Annotated in this window: 18 protein-coding genes; 4 read left to right on the top strand and 14 right to left on the bottom strand. The window is 55.0% G+C overall.

Translation table 11 applies throughout. The features are described 5' to 3' along the window. Positions 1 to 278 precede the first annotated feature (278 nt). Entirely contained in the window at positions 279 to 1,463 is a 1,185-nt protein-coding gene (gene pobA, locus NH344_RS07010; RefSeq protein ID WP_062375680.1) for a 4-hydroxybenzoate 3-monooxygenase, read from the bottom strand. A 143-nt stretch (positions 1,464 to 1,606) separates the two neighbouring features. Between pobA and NH344_RS07005 the strand changes: the two genes are divergently transcribed. After that, positions 1,607 to 2,521, top strand: a complete 915-nt coding sequence (locus NH344_RS07005; protein ID WP_062375678.1) for a helix-turn-helix domain-containing protein — start codon at positions 1,607 to 1,609, stop codon at positions 2,519 to 2,521. Here the strand turns inward: NH344_RS07005 and NH344_RS07000 are convergent. The 13 genes from NH344_RS07000 to NH344_RS06940 form a co-directional block, all read right to left on the bottom strand. Beyond that, on the bottom strand, positions 2,514 to 3,965 hold the full coding sequence (locus NH344_RS07000; protein WP_062375675.1) for an aldehyde dehydrogenase: 1,452 nt from the start codon (positions 3,963 to 3,965) through the stop codon (positions 2,514 to 2,516). The two genes, NH344_RS07005 and NH344_RS07000, sit on opposite strands and share 8 nt — an antisense overlap. Before the next feature lie 28 nt (positions 3,966 to 3,993). Then, positions 3,994 to 5,283, bottom strand: a complete 1,290-nt coding sequence (locus tag NH344_RS06995) for a TRAP transporter large permease (RefSeq protein ID WP_062375672.1) — start codon at positions 5,281 to 5,283, stop codon at positions 3,994 to 3,996. Next, positions 5,273 to 5,713 carry a TRAP transporter small permease subunit gene (locus tag NH344_RS06990; protein ID WP_273423331.1) on the bottom strand — a complete coding sequence of 147 codons (441 nt, stop codon included), beginning with the start codon at positions 5,711 to 5,713 and terminating at the stop codon, positions 5,273 to 5,275. The genes NH344_RS06995 and NH344_RS06990 overlap by 11 nt, the downstream gene beginning before the upstream one ends. 99 nt (positions 5,714 to 5,812) lie before the next feature. Then, on the bottom strand, positions 5,813 to 6,838 hold the full coding sequence (locus NH344_RS06985) for a TRAP transporter substrate-binding protein (protein WP_253027684.1): 1,026 nt from the start codon (positions 6,836 to 6,838) through the stop codon (positions 5,813 to 5,815). Between the two features lie 321 nt (positions 6,839 to 7,159). Then, positions 7,160 to 7,792: a protocatechuate 3,4-dioxygenase subunit alpha gene (gene pcaG, locus NH344_RS06980; protein ID WP_062373354.1), complete on the bottom strand. Its 633-nt coding sequence runs from the start codon at positions 7,790 to 7,792 to the stop codon at positions 7,160 to 7,162. 15 nt (positions 7,793 to 7,807) lie between these two features. After that, positions 7,808 to 8,530, bottom strand: coding sequence for a protocatechuate 3,4-dioxygenase subunit beta (gene pcaH / locus NH344_RS06975; protein WP_062373352.1), 723 nt, complete (start codon positions 8,528 to 8,530; stop codon positions 7,808 to 7,810). An 87-nt stretch (positions 8,531 to 8,617) separates the two neighbouring features. Then, the gene (gene pcaQ / locus NH344_RS06970; RefSeq protein ID WP_062373349.1) at positions 8,618 to 9,550 is read right to left on the bottom strand and encodes a pca operon transcription factor PcaQ; all 933 of its coding nucleotides are present in this window, start codon (positions 9,548 to 9,550) and stop codon (positions 8,618 to 8,620) included. A gap of 66 nt (positions 9,551 to 9,616) precedes the next feature. Further along, positions 9,617 to 10,786, bottom strand: coding sequence for an alpha/beta fold hydrolase (locus NH344_RS06965; protein WP_062373346.1), 1,170 nt, complete (start codon positions 10,784 to 10,786; stop codon positions 9,617 to 9,619). A gap of 10 nt (positions 10,787 to 10,796) precedes the next feature. Then, positions 10,797 to 11,999, bottom strand: coding sequence for a 3-oxoadipyl-CoA thiolase (gene pcaF / locus NH344_RS06960; protein WP_062373365.1), 1,203 nt, complete (start codon positions 11,997 to 11,999; stop codon positions 10,797 to 10,799). Between the two features lie 25 nt (positions 12,000 to 12,024). After that, positions 12,025 to 12,792, bottom strand: a complete 768-nt coding sequence (locus NH344_RS06955; protein WP_337954881.1) for a CoA-transferase subunit beta — start codon at positions 12,790 to 12,792, stop codon at positions 12,025 to 12,027. A 5-nt stretch (positions 12,793 to 12,797) separates the two neighbouring features. Continuing rightward, entirely contained in the window at positions 12,798 to 13,616 is an 819-nt protein-coding gene (locus tag NH344_RS06950) for a CoA-transferase (RefSeq protein WP_062373341.1), read from the bottom strand. A 187-nt stretch (positions 13,617 to 13,803) separates the two neighbouring features. Further along, entirely contained in the window at positions 13,804 to 15,132 is a 1,329-nt protein-coding gene (locus NH344_RS06945; RefSeq protein ID WP_253027683.1) for an adenylosuccinate lyase family protein, read from the bottom strand. Positions 15,133 to 15,307: 175 nt separating this feature from the next. Continuing rightward, a complete protein-coding gene (locus NH344_RS06940; RefSeq protein ID WP_253027682.1) occupies positions 15,308 to 16,012 on the bottom strand; it encodes a TetR/AcrR family transcriptional regulator in 705 nt (234 codons plus the stop codon). A 164-nt stretch (positions 16,013 to 16,176) separates the two neighbouring features. On the opposite strand from NH344_RS06940, the gene NH344_RS06935 reads away from it, so the two are divergent. From NH344_RS06935 to NH344_RS06925, 3 genes are all read left to right on the top strand, one after another. After that, the gene (locus NH344_RS06935; RefSeq protein WP_253027681.1) at positions 16,177 to 17,223 is read left to right on the top strand and encodes a DctP family TRAP transporter solute-binding subunit; all 1,047 of its coding nucleotides are present in this window, start codon (positions 16,177 to 16,179) and stop codon (positions 17,221 to 17,223) included. 88 nt (positions 17,224 to 17,311) lie between these two features. Next, positions 17,312 to 17,809, top strand: a complete 498-nt coding sequence (locus tag NH344_RS06930; protein ID WP_253027680.1) for a TRAP transporter small permease — start codon at positions 17,312 to 17,314, stop codon at positions 17,807 to 17,809. Further along, the gene (locus NH344_RS06925; protein ID WP_253027679.1) at positions 17,806 to 19,071 is read left to right on the top strand and encodes a TRAP transporter large permease; all 1,266 of its coding nucleotides are present in this window, start codon (positions 17,806 to 17,808) and stop codon (positions 19,069 to 19,071) included. The genes NH344_RS06930 and NH344_RS06925 overlap by 4 nt, the downstream gene beginning before the upstream one ends. Positions 19,072 to 19,096 lie beyond the last annotated feature (25 nt).

The raw sequence follows: 19,096 nt of genomic DNA, 5'->3' as shown, positions 1-19,096 counted from the left end.
TCGCCCAGATGTGGCTGCCTCATATGCGGTTCCTGTTCGTCGGGCCAGGAGTTTGCCTACAGCTTCCTTCAGATTCCGCCTCACGACGAACACCCTTGCTGTTCAGCTAACGGTTCCCGCTATCAGGATCCGTAGGGGACTTTCACCCCCAAGTCATCCGGCCAACCACCACGGCGGACCGGATAGCGCCTAATTGGCGCTGCGCGCCATGCCTGGCGCACCACAAAAAAGCCCAAGCAGATGCTTGGGCAATGAGGAAAACGGGAAAGGGCTAAGCGCTATTCAAGCGACTCATAGGGCAAACCGACATAGTTTTCTGCGATGGTTGTCATCCCTGCTTTAGAGCTAGTCACGTAATCCAATTCGGCCAGCTGCATGCGGCTATTGAAATCTTCTTCATCGGAAAAATTATGCAGCATGGAGGTCATCCACCAGGAGAAGCGCTCGGCTTTCCAGATACGTTTCAGGCACGTTTGTGAGTAGCGCTCGATCAAATCTGTACGGCCCTCCTGATAGACCTTCACCATTAGCCGATAAAGCGTATTCACATCACTGGCCGCTAGGTTCAGACCTTTAGCACCGGTGGGCGGCACAATATGCGCCGCATCGCCGACCAGAAATAGCCGCCCATACTGCATGGGTTCGACCACATAGCTACGCAGTGGCGCGATGCTTTTCTCGATGGATGGCCCAGTAACAAGTTTTTTGGCGACATCTTCCGGCAGGCGGCGCTTCAGCTCTTCCCAAAAGCGCTCGTCAGACCAGTCTTCTACTTTTTCATCTAACGGTACTTGAAGGTAGTAACGGCTGCGGGTGGCTGAGCGCATGCTGCATAGGCTGAAGCCTCGCTCGTGGCGTGCATAAATCAGCTCATCGGACACTGGCGGTGTATCCGAGAGCATACCTAACCAGCCAAACGGGTACACCTTTTCAAACTCTTTAATGCGGCCCTGGGGAATCGCCTGGCGGGAGACGCCATGGTAGCCATCACAACCGGCGATGTAGTCGCAGTCGAGCCTGACCGTTTCACCGTTATGCTCAAAGGTTAGATAGGGGCTGTCACTATCTAGGTCGTTGGGCTGGACGTTTTCTGCTTCATAAAGGGTTATTGCACCAGCGGCGGCACGCGCCTCCATCAAGTCCCGTGTCACCTCGGTTTGACCATACACCATCACTGTGCTGCCGCCGGTCAGTTCATCCAGAGCAACCCGCACGCGGCGGTTGTCGAAAATAAGCTCAAAGCCATCATGGGGTAAGCCCTCTTTATCCATACGCTGGTCAACACCTGCTTCACGCAGCAAGTCCACCATCCCCTGCTCAAGCACACCAGCGCGGATTCGGCTTAATACATACTCTCCGCTACGCCGCTCAACAATCACGTTATCAATGCCTTGTCGCTGCAGTAGCTGGCCCAGCAGTAGGCCAGAGGGGCCTGCGCCAATTATCGCAACCTGAGTTTTCATAGGGGGCCTCATCGTTGTCATTATATAAATGTTGATGACTTGTATTTTTCAATGAAACGATGCGCATAATAAGGCATGAATGAAACAGTTAATTGGACTTTTCCAGCGTGACTGCACGACATTAGTCGCATGAGGAGCAGCGCATGAAAACAGCAACGACAACCCATGTTCCCGTGTTCAAGCTATACGGTGAAACACAGCACTGGCCGACGCCGGACTTATTACACTGCGAGTCAATTCCCGAGCGCAGCCGCCTGCATGACTGGCGCATTCGCCCTCATCGGCATGTGGATTTAGTGCATATTCTATTTATCAGCCACGGCAGTCTGGAGTTAGAACTTGAAGGAGCTAAACAACGCCTTGAAGGCGCCGTGACCATTATTGTGCCCGCGATGGCCATCCATGGTTTTCACTTCTCTCCCGATATCGTCGGTCACATTATTACCCTGGCGAAGCCGTTAGCCGAGCACCTTAACGAGTTAATGGGCGAAAGCAGTGCGTTACGCAAAGCCGATTTTGTACGCCTGAATCAGCCAGTTAACACCCAGCGCATTGCAACGCTGATCGACCAAATTGACCAGGAGTACCGCCAACCAGCACCGGGAAGAAACCGACTGCTTGAAGCGCTGGTGCAAGCGTTAGTCGTCGAGCTATCACGTCTTACTGCTTACCCTGACAGGCCTGCAAAGCGCCATGGCCCACGCCAGCACGATAAGGGGCGCATGCACCTTGAGAACTTTCAAGCGCTGATCGAAGCGCACTACCGTGAACAGCCAAGCATTGAACAGTTAGCCGAGCTGATAGGCGTGAGCAGCGCACACTTGAACCTGCTCTGCCGCCAACTCGCCGGGCACAGCGCCCTGCAATTACTGCATGAGCGCCTAATGCTAGAAGCCAAGCGCCAGCTCACCTATACCAATATGACCATTGGCGAGGTCTCCGACAGCTTAGGCTTCTCAGAACCGGCTTACTTCACGCGCTTTTTTAAGCGCAATACGACGCTTTCACCAAGGGATTTTCGGCTGCGACAAACGGCAGTTAACGAGTCCACTAAATAGGATAATGCCGCGGCCCCAACTGCATCGTCATCCAGCGCAGCTCGGTGAACTCTTCGATGCCTGCTTTACCCCCAAAGCGCCCGTAGCCGCTGGACTTGACGCCGCCGAACGGCATTTGAGGCTCATCGTGTACCGTCGGGGCGTTGATATGGCAGATACCCGTTTGTAAGCGCCCTGCCACTTTCATGGCGCGTGCGCTATCGCGGCTAAACACCGCCGATGAAAGGCCGTACTCGCTGTCGTTGGCAATGTGGATGGCCTCTTCTTCGCCGTTGACTCGGATCACCGCCACGATAGGGCCAAACGACTCTTCGCTATACAGCCGCATATCACTGGTGACACCATCGATGACTGTGGCCTGCATCACCACCCCTTCCGCTTTTCCGCCAGCGGCTAAGTGCGCGCCTTGCGTCACGGCATCATCAATCAGGCTATTTAGTTTCTCACCTGACTGCGCGTTAATTAACGTGCCCAGCGTATTGCCTTCATCACGCGGATTGCCTGCTTTTAACGCTCGAGCACGCTCCGTAAACTTCTCCACGAACGCATCTGCCACCTGGTGATCAACAATAACGCGCTCGGTGGACATGCAGATCTGGCCTTGGTTAAAGAACGCGCCAAAGATCGCAGCATCCACGGCGGCATCGATATCCGCATCGTCCAGTACCAAAAACGGTGCTTTGCCGCCCAGCTCAAGCAGCACGGGCTTTAAGTGCTTGGCCGCTTGCTCGGCAATGATTTTGCCCACACCAGTGGAACCGGTGAAATTGATTCGGCGTACGGCGGGGTGGGCAATCAGCGCACTCACTACCTCAGCGGCGTTATCCGGTACGTTGCTAATCACGTTAACAATACCGTCGCCAAACCCCGCTTCTTGAAGCACTTCACCAATGAGGTGATGGGTCGCGGGGCACTGCTCCGAAGCTTTCAGGATAACGGTATTGCCGCAGGCCAAGGGCGTGGCGATGGCTCGCGTACCTAGAATAATCGGCGCATTCCAGGGCGCGATACCGACCACCACGCCACAGGGAACGCGCACGCCCATGGCCATACTATCGGGCACGTTTGAGGGAATAATATCGCCATGAATTTGTGTGGTTAATGCCGCCGCCTCACGCAGCACATCCGCCGCCACTTTGACGTTAAAGCCCGCCCAACCCGGCGTGGCACCGGTCTCATCAATCATTCGATCAATAAAATCGTCCTGACGCGCCTCCATCAGCTCAGCTGCTTTTAGAAGCTTCGCACGCCGCTCGCCTGGGCCTGTTTGCGACCATGCATTAAACGCCCGTCCAGCCGCGTCGGCAGCTGCATTTACATCACCTACGCTTGCTGCCGCCGCCATGGTGACAACCTCGCCACTCAACGGATTGGCTCGGGTAAAGGTGGCTTCGTGCTCTGCGGCTTTTGCTTCGCCTGCGGACAATAGCTCAATAGTGACCATGGCATTCACTCCTTGTAATAAAACCAGCCTAGAGCAGAAACAACGTGCTCAAAATCGGGAACGCGATGAGCAGTGCCAGGCGTATTAAGTCAGAGACCACAAACGGCGCGACCCCTTTAAAAATCTCCCCCAGCCCAACATGTGGTGCCATCGCTTTAATCACAAACACGTTCATCCCCACTGGCGGGGTCATCAGCCCCAGCTCTACCGTCAAAACAGTCAGAATACCGAACCATACAGGGTCGATGCCCATCGCCTGAATGATGGGGTACACCACGGGAACGGTGATGACCAGCATGGCGATGGAGTCCATAAACATGCCCAGCACAAAGTAGAGCGCCAGTATGCATAGCACTACGACGATGGGCGTGAGATCCATACCGTATAGCACGTCCGTAATGGAGAACGAGATACGCGATACCGAAATGAAGTAACCCAGTGTCTCTGCCCCTACCAGCATGAAGAACACCACGGCAGACAGCGCCAATGTCTCTTGGACGCTGGCCCATAACTGCGCACTGCGCATACCTTTGACAAGGGCATAAATCAGCGTGGCAAATGCACCCACGCTGGCCCCTTCTGTAGGCGTAAAGGCCCCAAAGTAGATGCCTAAAATCATCACCAGAAACACGCCAAAGAAGGGCACCAAGCCGGTCAAGCAGAGAAACTTCTCTTTCCAAGGCGTAGGCTCGCCAGCCACCGCCAGGGAGGGACGCAGATACATCACCACGGTAATGGTCAGTGAGTACATCACCAGCCCCAGCAAACCGGGAATCAGCCCGGCCATGAACATATCGCCCACAGACTGTTCGGTAAGAATTGCATAGATTAGCAGGGCGATACTGGGAGGAATCATGATGCCCAGCGTGCCACCAGCGGCCAATGCCCCGGTGGCCAAGCCGCGGTTGTAGCCGTAGCGCTCCATCTCAGGTAGCGCCACCCTTGTCATGGTGCTCGCCGTCGCCAATGAAGAGCCGGAAATAGCGGAGAATATACCGCAGGAGCCCACAGCTGCGATGGCCAGGCCACCCTTCCAGCCCCCACATATGATGCGGGTCGAATCAAATAGCTTACCGGCCATGCCCGAATGAGCTGCTAATACCCCCATTAAAATAAACATTGGTACGGCGCTGAAGCTGTAGTTGGAAAGAACCTCTACGGGTACAGTTTTTAACTGAGCGACCGCGGCGTCCCAACTGATGATCTGGGCAAACCCAACCACCCCAACAATCAGCATCGTTAAAGCAACCGGTACGCGCAGAATCATCAGTACCAATAAAAGCCCTAACCCAATGGCACCAATCGCTTCACTCCCCATGAGCTGCCTCCTCGCCCGCAGCATAAATGACACCTAGTAAGGCATGGATAAAGCTGCGTAATCCAAGGAGTAAGCTGAGCACAGCAGCCAATTGGAAAATAGGTCCCATGGGAAGGCGCAAGTCTTGGGTGACCTCCCCATGCCGAGTTGCCGCCGCCGCCGAATCCAGCAGCCCCACGAACAACACCAGCCCCAGCGCCATGAAACCAAGCAAGAAAACACCCTGCAGGCGATTTTTTATGGATTGCGGCAAACGGTGAGAAAACGCTTCCACGACGACTTGGCTCTTTTCGACATTTGCGGCCATCGCCGCCAATAGCGCAAACAACATCAAGTAGCTGACCAGTTCGACGCTACCGGAAACACTCAGCGCAATCGCACCTTCCGTTACCCTGGAAAGGTAGCGAGTGCTGACATCGGCAATCGTCACCGCCAGGAGACCCGTGAGGGCAACCCCAGCAACTAAGCGACAAATAAGGGCCAGCCAATGGCTGGCCCTGTAGAGAGTAGACTGCATAAAACATTACCCCTATTGGGCGCTGCAAGACTCGCTGGCCGCCAACGCAGCCTGATAGACATCACGCGCCTGATCCAGGCCTCGCTCTTCCAACTGAGTCAGGTAGTTTTCAATGCCTGCTTGAAGCGGTTCCTGCCAGTCGGGATGCTCTAGCGGCTTTTCGATTTCGCGAATGGTATGGCCAGCATCGGTAGCTTCTTGTTTACCTTCCACATCCAGTCGATCAAACACCGCCCCGGCGTTGTTAGCCCACTTCATACCCGAGTTATTATCAATGACCGCCTGCTGCTCTGGCGTGAGGTTGTCGTAGCTGCGCTGATTCATGGTGGCAACGAAAATCAACGTGTAAAAAGGCACTTCAGTGTGGTAGTTCACCAACTCATTAACACGGAAGCCTTTCAGGCCCTCCCACGGGAAGCTCAAACCATCGATCACGCCACGCTGCATGGAGGTATAGATATCCGGTGCAGGCATACCCACTGGAGTAGCTCCCATATTTTCAAGCATTTCGCCTGCAACAGCGGTTGGGCGACGAATACGCAGCCCTTCAAGGTCGGCAGGTGTTTGTATGTCAGTGTCGATGGTATGAATACCGCCCGGCCCAGTGGTAAACATGAACAGCGGTCGAGTATCTTCGTACTCGCTGTCTAAATGGCCATCGTCGTAAAGCGTCTGCAGTACGCAGGCACCCTGGGTTGCTGTCGAGGCAATCCCTGGCAGCTCAACAATTTGTGACAATGGGAAACGACCAGCGGTGTAACCCTGCGCCGTGGCGCCAATATCGGCGATGCCGTTGGCGGCAGCCTCATAAATGGAGTCCGGCTTGGCCAGGGTGCCAGATGGGAACATTTGAACCGTCAGCTCACCATTCGACTCTTCAGCAATCGTATCCGCCCACGCTTGTAGAATATCTTCGTTCACTCCCGATGCGCCTGGCCAAAAGTGAGCCATGCGCAGGGTGGTTTCTGCTTGGACAGAGCTAATTGAAAGACCAGCAATCGCGGCAGCCAGCACGCACCGAGCAAATTTATTCTTCATGGAAACTCCAGGGCATATTTGGATTATTATAAGTTCGCAAAGCGAATACTAGTTCGCTTTACCATCCACATTAGTTCACTATGAGGCGCAGGGCTAATCGACATTCGTCTATGTACAGGCTTAGCCACACGGCCTTTTTACCGTCCTTCCCCATATCGTCAGTGTTGCTGCCTTCGCCACCTTCCCAAAAGGTACAATGGCGGGAAAAAATTGGACTTTTGCAATATTCACCCTCGACCAAGGTCTAATCCAAACAAAAAAGCGCTGCCCATGTATAAGCAACGCTTTTCAGTTTTATTCCCAGCACCTGCAGCCAACAGGCTAGAAATCAAAAAATACCGTTTCACCTTCGCCCTGCAGGCGAATATTCAAACGATAGCGCACCTGGCCATCCTGCTCTTCACGTGTGGCGATCAAGGTTTGCCGACGCGCCGGAGATTCGATGCGGGAGAGCACCGGGCACTGGGCGTTCGCTTCAGCTTCATCATCAAAGTAGAGCCGTGTTTGTAGGTGGATGTTCACCCCCCGGGCAAACAGTGTGAGGTTAATGTGCGGCGCCATTAACTGACCGCTGGGATGTTTCACCGAACCGGGCTTAATGGTGGTTAACGACCATTCGCTACCGTGATCGAAGGTGGTGGCAGTGCGGCCAAAGCTATTGAACGGCTTGCTCAGGTCGTAATCGGCCTGGTAGTTGCCGCTAGCATCGGCTTGCCACGCTTCCACGAAAGCATCGCGTACTAGATCGCCGTTGCCGTCAATGACGGTGCCCACTACCTCAATGTGTTCACCCTCTGCATCAGGCTTGGCCATCTCGTTCCAGATCTCTTCATCCCGCACGGGATTACCGGCAGCGGCGAGGGCAAGGCCGATATGCACGTAGGGGCCAGCGGTTTGCGAGGCGGTTTCACGCAGTATCAGGTCGCTAGTCGGCTGGCTGTTAGGCTGATTCATGAGATATCCCCGCCCTTATTGGTTTTCAAAGTAGGTTTGCAGCTCGCCGCGCACCACGATGTCAAAGCGATAGGCTAGGCAGTCCATCGGCTTGCTGTGGGCCATATCCAACCTTCCGATCATCGTTTCAACCGCTTCAGGGTCTTTTAGCGTATGCACAATCGGGCAAAGCGGGATCAGCGGGTCACCTTCAAAATACATTTGGGTGATTAACCGAGTGGAAATCGCAGGTCCAGTGACGGAGACATGAATATGGGCAGGCCGCCAGCTATTGACGTCATTTGGCCATGGATAGGGGCCGGGCTTAATAGTGCGAAAACGATAAAAGCCCTGCTCATCAGTCAAGCAGCGCCCTACACCACCGAAGTTAGGGTCCAGCGGGGCGAGATACTTATCGTTTTTGTGGCGGTAGCGCCCACCCGCATTGGCTTGCCACATTTCCACCAACGTATGGGGGACGGGCTTGCCGAACTGGTCGACAACTCGGCCAAACATAAGAATCCGCTCGCCCTGCGGTAATCCCTGGCCGTGGCTAAAATTAAGTAACAGATCGTTATCGTGCGGCCCCATGCGTAGGTGGCTAAAATCAGGACCAGTCAATTCAGAGACCGTTGGCTGTTGCAGACTCACCAGCGCTTGCTGGGGCGAGCGTGCCACCGAGGTTTTATAGCCCGGCGCGTAGGCAGGCGGATGCCAGTTGCGATCACGCGTCACAAAGCGTTTATTATCGTTTTGCATACAGTTATCTCAATAATTGAACAGACGGTATTAGTGTCGTGATTAATAACCGGCTTGCCAATTAATAACTTACACAGCCTCCATAACCTATGAGTTATGACCTTTCACTACATCTGAGGCCACTTCCCTTAACACTTCGCAAAATGCCTCAGTGGCAAGCGTGGGATGTAATGAACGATTGATACACAAGCCAACGGAGCCACCGTTAAGCTCCAAGGGTAGCGTTAATTCGTACAGTTCTTCGCGCTGCTGGGCAGAACGCACCGCCTCCTCTGGGGCTACCCAAATGGCCTCGCCAATCAGCGTATAGTGCAAGCCAAGCGCTAGCGATAACGTCTCGATACGTTGGGTAGGCAACGAAAGGCCATGACGGACAAAAAAGCTATCGACTTGTTGGCGCAGAGTGGTCTGTGGCGGTGGCACAATCCAGGGGTAGGCACACAGCTTATCGGCTGTTAACCCCTGCTCGGCCAGCAATGGATGGCCTGCGCGCACTACCAGTTGGAGACGTTCATAGTAGAGATGCTCAAAGCTTAAATCATGAATCTCCCGCGCTTCTGTCATACGTCCAACCACGACATCCAGCTCTCCGCGCCGCAAACGCGATAGCAAGAAAGCGCTGGTCCCCGTTACTACCTGTGCGCCTCTTTCGGTGGCGGTATCAACTTGCCAACGTCGCAGCGCTTCGGGTAATAGACGGCTTTCCGCGGTGGATAAGGCTCCTATACGCAGCCAGTGCGATCCCTCCTGCACCGCTTGTAGGGCCTTCACACCTTCCTCAAGGGTGCGCACCGCCGGGCCTGCGTGGCGAAGTAGTGTCAGTCCGGCCTGGGTAAGGGAAATACCTTTTGGCGTGCGCTCGAATAGTGAGACAGCGAGGGTATCTTCCAACTCCCGAATAGTTTTAGAAATCCCCGGCTGGGTAATAGACAGGCGTTCTGCGGCACGTGCAAAACTTCGTTGCCGTGCCACTTCGAGAAACGCCTGTAAATGCCGTAGTTTAATACGTGCGTTTAGCATCACACCTCCTCAATAACCTTTTGGTTATGAGGATACTCTGTCAGCACAAGCACTGCGAACGGCTTTCTACTCGCCCCAGCCCAGCTCTTTCGCAAGGGCAAAGGCGTGATTGGCTGCCGGAACGCCGCCATAAATCGCTACATGCATGAGCACTTGGCGCAACTCGGCTTCAGTCAGGCCAACCCGCTTGGCGGTTTTCAAGTGCAGTGTTAGCTCTTCACGCCCTAGCGCGGCGAGAATTCCCGTGGTGATCATGCTGCGCTCACGGCGGGTCAAGTCATCGTTGCTCCACAGCTCGCCCCAGGCCAGGCGAGTAATCATCTGCTGGAAGGGGGCATCAAGGGTATTAGCGTTGGCGGTAGAACGCGCCACGTGCTCATCTCCCAACACCTGCTTGCGGCTTTCCAGTCCGGTCGAGTAGGCCACCCCTTGGTTCGCCACATCGCCCAAATCTTTTGCCAGCACGACGAGCAGCTTTTGCGCGAATAGCGCCGGAGCTTCTACTGAGGGCACATGACCGACGCCGTCAAATACCTCCAGTGGTGCATCATCAAGCTCTTTGGCCAAGGCCTCGAGGGTAGTGGGCGGTGTGGCCAAATCTTCACTACCGCCAAACAGCTGAACGTTGGCGCGCTTGCCGGAAAGCTTGCCGGTAAAGGTGTCGCGGCCGAGCATTTCGCATAGCTGAGCGTAGGACTCATCATCGCCACGGCCCATTTGCACGCACCAGCCCGCTTTCAGTGCGGGGCTTGCCTCGAACGTCGCAGGGGCAAACCAGCGCGGTACGATTTCCTCAGCCATCGCCTCCAAGCCTTCCTGACGCACGCGCCCAGCGCGGGTGTTCCACAAATCGGGGTTGCCGATTACCGCCCCCGTATTGGTCAGCGTCGCGGAAAGCAGCTGGTCAGGATGTGCGGCAATCAGCTGCTGGCCAACCACACCACCAATCGAGGTACCGGCAAAGTGAAACCGTTGCACGCCCGCCAGCGCTACCAACGCTAGCACCTCTTCGGCTAGATCGGCAGGCGTTATCTGTGTGCCGCTGACCGCCTGGCTGGCGCCGTGGCCGGGCAGATCCCAGGTAAGCACTCGATAGCGGGGCAGCAGCGCGGGGATCACGTCGTCCCATACCGCTTGGCTCATGCCCAGCGGGTGCGCCAGCACGATAAGGGGATTCACTTCTGAGCCGAGCAATCGGTAGGCGACGCTGCGGCCATTGATGGTATGAAAGGCCATACTACCTCCGTTAAACGCGTTCGATTAGCGTGGCGATACCCTGGCCGACACCTACGCACATGGTGCACAGGGCATAGCGCTTGCCGCTGTTTTGCAGCTCATGGGCAGCGGTCAGCAATAGGCGGGCACCGGACATGCCCAGCGGATGTCCAAGGGCAATCGCACCACCGTTTGGGTTAACGCGCGGGTCGTCGTCAGCCAAGCCAAGGTCGCGCATACAAGCTAACGCTTGGGCGGCAAATGCCTCGTTAAACTCAAACACATCGATATCGTCCATGGCGATACCGGTGCGCTTGAGTAGTTTTTGTACCGCGGGTACCGGCCCGTAACCCATGATGCGCGGCTCAACACCAGCCGTGGCCATGCCGATAATTTTCGCCATCGGCTTAAGGCCGTGCTGTTTGACCGCTGCTTCACTGGCCACCAGCATGGCGGCTGCGCCGTCGTTGACACCAGAAGCGTTGCCCGCCGTCACGCTACCGCCTTCACGAAAAGGCGTAGGCAGTGCCGCCAGCTTCTCAAGCGTGGTTTCGCGCAGATGCTCGTCCTGATCAAAGATCAGTGGGTCCTGCTTGCGTCGGGGGATCTCAATAGCAGTGATTTCTTGAACAAAACGCCCGGCCTTTTGGGCAGCCGCCGCTTTCTGCTGTGAGCGCAGGGCAAAAGCGTCCTGGTCTTCCCGGGAAATATTGAACTGTTCGGCCACGTTCTCCGCCGTTTCCGGCATTGAATCCACTCCGTACGCTTTCTTCATCACGGGGTTTATAAAACGCCAGCCGATAGTGGTGTCTTCGATTTTCTGCCCCCGGGCGAAGGCGCTGTCTGCTTTGCCCATGACATAGGGCGCACGGGACATGGATTCCACACCGCCTGCCAGGGCCAGCTCCATCTCACCCGCTTTGATAGCGCGAAAAGCAGTGCCTACCGCGTCCATGCCCGAGCCGCACAGGCGATTCATGGTCGTGCCAGGTACTGAGGTGGGAATGCCCGCCAGCAGCGACGACATGCGCGCCACATTGCGGTTATCTTCCCCAGCTTGGTTGGCACAACCCATAAAGACTTCTTCAATGGCGGCCGGATCAAGGTTTGGCGCTTCGGCCAAGACGGCTTTAAAGATGGTCGCGGCAAAGTCATCGGGGCGCACGCTGGCCAGCGTGCCACCAAAGCGCCCAACGGCAGTGCGGCGGGGATGACAGAGATAGACGTCTTTCATCACAACATCGCTCATAACAGTCTCCTTATTCGCCAGCGTGGGCACGCTCGGTACGCGCTTTTAATTCGCGCAGGATAGTCAGCTCTTTTTCGCTAGGCTCTGGGGTACTCTCAAGCTGCTCGGCAAAGCGTACCTCCCAACCGGTCGCTTCAATCACCTCTTCGCGGCTCACACCGGGATGCAGCGACACCACAACCAGCTCTTTAGTATCCGGGTCGGGTTTCATCACGCAGAGGTCGGTGATGACGCGAGTGGGGCCTTTGCCAATATTGGGCACATTGTCGCGGCCTTTGCCGTCGCGACCAAAGCCGAGCGTAGTGACGAAGTCGACATCTTTCACAAAGGCACGCTTCGAGTGCTTTAGAGTGATAAAGACTTCACCTGCATTAGTGGCAATTTCCGGCGCGCCACCGCCGCCTGGCAGGCGCACTTTTGGGGCTTTGTAATCGCCGATCAGCGTGGTATTAAGGTTAGCAAAGCGGTCAATCTGCGCGGTGCCCAAGAAACCCACGCTCACCTTGCCGCCCTGCAGCCAGTAGCAGAACATTTCCGGCACTGCCACGGTGGTGAGCGCCGATTCGCACAGTTCGCCATCGCCAATAGAGAGCGGCAGAATATCGGGCTTGGTTTGCAAGGTGCCGGATTCGTAAATCAGCACCACGTCGGGTGCATGAGTGAGTCGAGCCAAGTTGGCAGCTTCTGAGGGCAAACCGATCCCTACAAAACAGGTCATGCCGTTTTCCAGCGCTCGCGCTGCGGTGACCGACATCATTTCAGAAGAGGTATATTCCAGACTCATCAGGCTTGGCCTCCTGCATTAAAGACGTTGTCATCCAGCCACTGGGTAAAGGTATCGCGGTCGCGAGCGATGGCATCCCACTCCTTATAGAAGAGGTTGCTGCGGCCGTAGTAGCCGTGAGTATAAGAAGGCAGCGCACCTTTCTCTGCCACCGCAATGGCACTGACCGCCCAGCTGGGAATCACGCAGGCATTAGGGGTCGCGCCCAGATCATCGACAATCTCTTCCACTGTGACGATGCTGTGCTTGGCCGCCAACACTGCCTCTTTTTGAACACCAACAATCCCTTCTACCAACACATTGCCTTGGCGGTCGGCACGCTGAGCGTGAATGATCGATACATCAGGGCGAACCGACGGTATCGCGGCAAGACGTTCACCGGTAAACGGGCACTCGATAAACTTGATTTGGTCATTAACGCTGGGTAGCTCACTGCCCACATAGCCACGGAACACCGCCAACGGTAGGCCCGCTGCCCCTGCCTCAAAGGCACAGGCCATGGCCGCGTGGCTGTGTTCGAGAATCTCTACTTTATGTGGCCAGCTTTTTTCGACCGCGTCGCGCAGGCGGTGCAATGAACCCACGCCAGGATTACCGCCCCAAGAGAAGATCACTTTTTTGGCACAGCCCGCGCCAATCAACTGATCGTAAATAATATCGGGGGTCATGCGGATGAGCGTGAGGTCACGCTTTTTCTGACGGATCACTTCATGACCCGCCGCAAAAGGAATCAAGTGGGTAAAGCCTTCCATGGCCACGGTAGCGCCGTCTTGAACGTAGCGCGCTACCGCGTCATGCAAGCTGAGAAACTCGGCCATATTAGGTGCCTCTTAGCTGGTCGTTGCCATACTTGTCGGTATTTGTTCGACAAACGAACATAGATTCTTAATACGAACAAGTTACTTCCGAACACCTATGGGGTCAAATGGCGGCTGAGTTTCCCGGACAATGAGCGAATAGCACAGAGGTGACTAATGAGCTAAAAAAACACGTATAAACAATCGCTTAATCAGAAATCAGCCATGCACGGGCACGCGTCACCTGCTTTTCGCTGCTACCAAGGTATAAAGCTGGATTGCAGGCATCACGCAGCGCATCGGCGTCGATAATATCCTGCACGTCAGGATGGCTTGAGAGCACATCTGCGTAGGCACGGGCTTCTAGACGAGCGGTTTCCGCTGCTTCTGCACTGATGGCTTTAGCCTTATCAGTGCCTAGGGTGGGAGCCAATAATCGGGCTACCGGCTCGGCCATGATGCCCCCACCCGTGGCCGCCAAGTTGCGCGCCATATTCTCAGAGTTCACTTCGAGCCCTTCCAACAGTGCGACGACCTGCTCCAAGGCGCCTTCTACCAGCAGAGTGCTTTCGACTAACGGCGCCCACTCTGCATGCCATTCGCCCAACCCTCGCTCAAGAGGTTGAGCCGCAGCGTGGATCAATACACTGGTATGGCCATGCACTTGTCGCGCTGCCCCCTTAATCAGTGCGCTACGTACGGGGTTACGCTTATGAGGCATTGACGATGACTCGCCCATCCCAGGAGCAAAAGGCTCTGCCACTTCGCCTACTTCGGTTTGCGTCAGTAGCGAAACATCCAGGGCGATTTTTTCAGCCGCCCCCGCGACTGCATTCAATGCCGTGCCGAGGGCATGGATCGGATAGCGGTCGGTATGCCAGGGAAGCACAGGCGCAGACAGACCCAGCCGCTCAGCCAAGGCGTCCATCCACTCTAGCCCCAGGTTGTCCCACCCTGAGTGCACGCCCACCGCCCCGCCAAACTGCACGGGTAACTCCACCTCTGCCAAGTGACGTCGACTCTGCTCTAGGCCAATTGCCCAGTGGGCCACCTTGACCCCAAAGGTAATCGGCAGCGCCTGCTGCATCAGGGTGCGCCCCACCATCACGGTCTTTGCGTGAGCTTCCATCAGCGCTATCGCCGCTGAACGACAGCGCAGCAGCAAGGCATTCAGTGCCGCCAAGCTCGGTTTCAGCAGCAGCATCAGCGCCGAATCGACCACATCCTGGCTCGTCGCCCCTTGATGCCAGTAACGCTTGAGATCATCTGCCAAAAGCGCACGCCCCTGCTTCACAAAAGGAATCGCCACATTGCCACCACTGGCAATGCCATCCGCAATGGTGGCGACGCTGAAGGTGGCATTTTCCAACTGGTGACGCATTTGCTGGCTAACTCCGGCCGGTACGGCGCCGCTGGTTTCCTGCACCTCAGCAAGGGCTAGTTCGAAGGCCAGCATGGCATTCACCATGGCGTGCTCATCGCATGCGTTTAAGGCGGGCTGGCTCATGAAGGGGTATTTGGTAAATATAGCGGGCATGGCGACGAAGCCTCCTTTAGCAATACCTTGGCAACAGAGTGCCAAGAGACGATAGTTCTGAGCTTACTGACTTGTCTGTACTTATGTTTGTACTTATGTTCGCTCTTCGAACTATAGGCTAAATAGACCTCTGCCTATCAGGCAACCAAAATCTGGGAATGGGCGCTATTGTTGCTTACTCTGGTTTTGCTATCTGTGGTTTTGCTATCGCGGCATCATCCGGCAACACGTACCGCATCACCATGTCCGTGACATGGTCTTCTAATTTGCGCTGATTCTCAGGTGCCGCCTGTTTCCAATCGAAAATGCGTGAAAACGTGTGCTGGTTGGAGACATTAAAGAATGACAGCGCACTAATGAGCCAATGAAGCTCACGGGGATCTAGCCCTTCACGAAAACATCCCTCCTCAACACCGCGGTTGTATACGTTGGTAAGGGCATCAATCACCCCCGCATTTAGCGATTGAATCAGCTTCGATTGCCCCAGATAGCGGCCATGATGAATATTTTCAATCATGACGAGGCGAATAAAATCGGGATTTTTAGCATGATGGCAAAACGTAAACCGCACTAATCGGCTCAGTGCTTCTATCGGGGCCAAATGATTTAGCTGTAGCTCAGCTTCTTGCAAGCGCACTTTTTGATAAGCCGCTTCTAACGTATGTAAGTAAAGCGTCTCTTTATCTTTGAAGTAGTAATAAATCATACGCTTAGAGGCGCGCGTTTTTTCAGCGATTTCATCAATTCGCGCCCCCGATAAGCCTTTTTCCGAGAATTCTCGAGTGGCGACCGCAAGAATATCGGCCTGGACAGACTCAGGGTCGTTTTTACGACCACGTCGTGGAGAGGAGGACGAAGAAGCGTTGGATTTGGCTGTCATTGATAGGCCTTTATTATCGTGATCGTCTTTGGTCTAGTATGCCATACCTTGACTGAACGTACCATTTCGTACATTGTTGATTTGAACACAGTGAAATGGCCATGCGCGCTACCTTCATGGCTTTTCAAGCTCCATGACAATGGCTCGACAAGAGGACAACAATAATGTCTCTACGCCCCATGTTTTCACTACAAAAAACATCTATGAAACGCACGCTAACAGTGGCCGTCACCATGGCTGCACTCTTCTCTGCGGCCCATGCCTCAGCACAAACCTTACGCTTTGCCCATGTGGACCCTGACGACTGGACAACTTCTAAAAAGGGCGCGGCCGGTCAAGTCTTCAAAAACCTAGTAGAAGCCGAAACCGACCTGACGGTTGAGCTCTATCCGGCGGGTTCTTTAGGCGGTGAAACTGAACTGATTGAAGGTGCACAGGATGGCACCATTAGTATTGCGATGGTCTCCGGCGCCTACGCTAACTTCTGCCCAGCCGTTGCGGTGACAGATATTCCGTACACCTTCCCATCTGCGCCCGTCGCTTGGGAAGTTATGGACGGTGAGTTTGGTACGGCACTCGCTGAACATTGCCTCGAACAAACCGGCTTGCGTACTCTGGCGTATGGGGAAACTGGCTTTCGTCATTTCACCAACTCTGTCCGCCCCATTCATACCCCTGAAGACATGCAGGGTTTGAAATTCCGAGTGCAAACCATCCCGCTTTACCTAGAAATGGTCACCGCGCTGGGTGGTGAGCCACAGGGTATCGCCTGGGGTGAAGTGCCCACGGCACTGGCGACGGGCGTTGTTGATGGCCAGGAAAACCCTATTTCCGTCATCTACGGCAACAACTTCTACGAGTTCCAGGATTACCTCACGCTTGATCGCCACGTGTATGGTGTCGATCACATCCTCATCAACGATGAGATATTCCAGTCGCTTTCTGAAGAAGAGCAAGCCGCAGTGAACCGTGCTGCCGTGGTAGCAGGCACCACCGGCCGTGCCATTCAGCAGTTCAACTCCGCTGAAGGGATTACCAAGCTGCAAGCAGAAGGCATGGAGATCACTCAGCCAACCGCTGAACAAATGGAGGCTTTCCGGGAAGCAGCACAACCGCCCGTACAGGCCTATCTGCGCAATGAGCTTGGCGATGATGCCGAGTGGATCGATCGCCTCTCTTCCGCAGTGAATGACGCTTCCTCACGCTTCTAACATGCCATTCAAAGCGAGTGCTTGCGAGTAGACCCATAGTGGCCTACTCGCCCCCTTGCGTGCCTGACTATTGATTGAAGGTGCCTTTATGTCTGCTCTTCTCAGCCGGATACACCGTGGCCTCATATTTTTTAATGGCAGTTTGGCAGGGCTTGCCATGATGCTGATTTTCCTGCTGGTCGCGGGCAATGCGTTTGCGCGCTACACCTATGGCGGCTCCATTAGCTGGGGAGAAGACACCGCTATTTACTTAATGATTTATGGCCTGATGTTCGGTATGGCCTGGGCCTATTTACAAGATAAGCATATCGGATTCGACCTTATCCGCCGTTTACTGCCTGCGCACTGGATGCGTTGGCAAGCGGTCGCTGTTGACTTAGTGGTGCTCGCTGTCGGCATCGGCTTAATGGTGTCAGCGGTTGAGTTTATCTCAGCACGGGGCGGGCGCACCTCATCAAGTACCGGCATGCCAATGTGGCTGTTCCAAGCCTCTATGTTATTAGGCGGTGGGTTACTTAGCCTCTCAGCGCTCGTTATGGGCGCCCTACGACTGAGCCAGCCAGCCGGCGAGGAGGCATCCTCATGATTTTTATACTACTTGTAGCGCTTGTTTTTCTGGGTGTGCCGTTTGCCTTTGCGATTTTAGGCTCTCTCACGGTACTCATGAGCGCCGGTGATTTGCCGTACCACATTCGCATCGTGTCGCAGCAGTTTTTTGGTGGCATGGAGTCTTTTCCGCTGCTGGCTATTCCGCTATTTATTTTAGCCGGCGAGCTGATGAACGAAGCCGGTATCACCCACCGCATTATTAACCTAGCCAGCGCTATTGTTGGCCGACTCAAGGCCGGACTTGCACACGTCAATATATGGGCATCTGTGATTTTTGCCGGGCTTTCGGGCTCAGCGATTGCGGATACGTCGGCGCTTGGCCGAGTGTTCATTCCTTCGATGGAAAAGGAGGGTTATCCACGCGACTTTGCTGCCGCCCTCACTGCGGCTTCATCCGTGATTGGCCCTATTATTCCCCCTAGCATTCCGGTCATTATTTACGCGCTTACCGTATCGGGCGTCTCGGTGCCGGGGCTCTTCTTAGCCGGTATCGTGCCTGGTTTCTTACTTGCCCTTGGGCTCTCAATTTACGTCTACTTCTTTGCAGGCGACCTTAGTACGGCGAAGGTAAAACAGCAGTCACGGCGTCACGCGTTACTGCATGGCCTACTGCCTGCGCTCATGCCGGTGTTTGTGGTGGGCGCCATTCTTGCGGGCATTGTCACTCCTACGGAGGCGGCAGCGTTTGCCGTCGTGTATGCGCTGATTCTCGGCGTGGTGCTCTACCGCAATATCAAACTGGTCAACCTGCCCGGTATCTTTGCCCGCGCCATGCGCGATAGTGCGGTGATCATGGTCATCATGGGTGCCGTGGCCGCCGCCAACTGGGTGTTAACGTTCGAGCGTGTGCCCAACATGCTGACAGAATGGGCCTTAATGAGCATTGATACCCAATGGACCTTCCTCATTGCCGTCATTCTTTTGCTGCTGGTGGTCGGGCTATTTTTAGAAGGCATTGCCGCTATTTTGGTGCTTGTCCCCATCCTTCACCCCATTGCCATGGCGCTGGGCATTGACCCCTTGCACTTCGGCATTGTGGTTATTTTTAACTTAATGATGGGCCTGATTACCCCTCCCATGGGTCTCTGCCTCTTTGTTGCGGACTCCGTCTCAGGCGTGGGCATGGGCCCCATTATCCGTCGCATTATGCCCATGCTCGCGGTCCAGTTCTTAGTGCTGCTGCTCATTACCTTTGTACCGTCCTTAGTGACGTTCCTGCCGCGTTTGGCTGGCTACTGATCTCCACCATTACAAGGAGCATGAT

The sequence above is a fragment of the Halomonas sp. Ps84H-12 genome (assembly GCF_024124725.1).
GTDB classification, from domain to species: Bacteria; Pseudomonadota; Gammaproteobacteria; order Pseudomonadales; family Halomonadaceae; genus Vreelandella; species Vreelandella aquamarina.
Note: the sequence above shows the minus strand (reverse complement) of the source record. Positions and strands in the feature narration are given on the sequence as shown.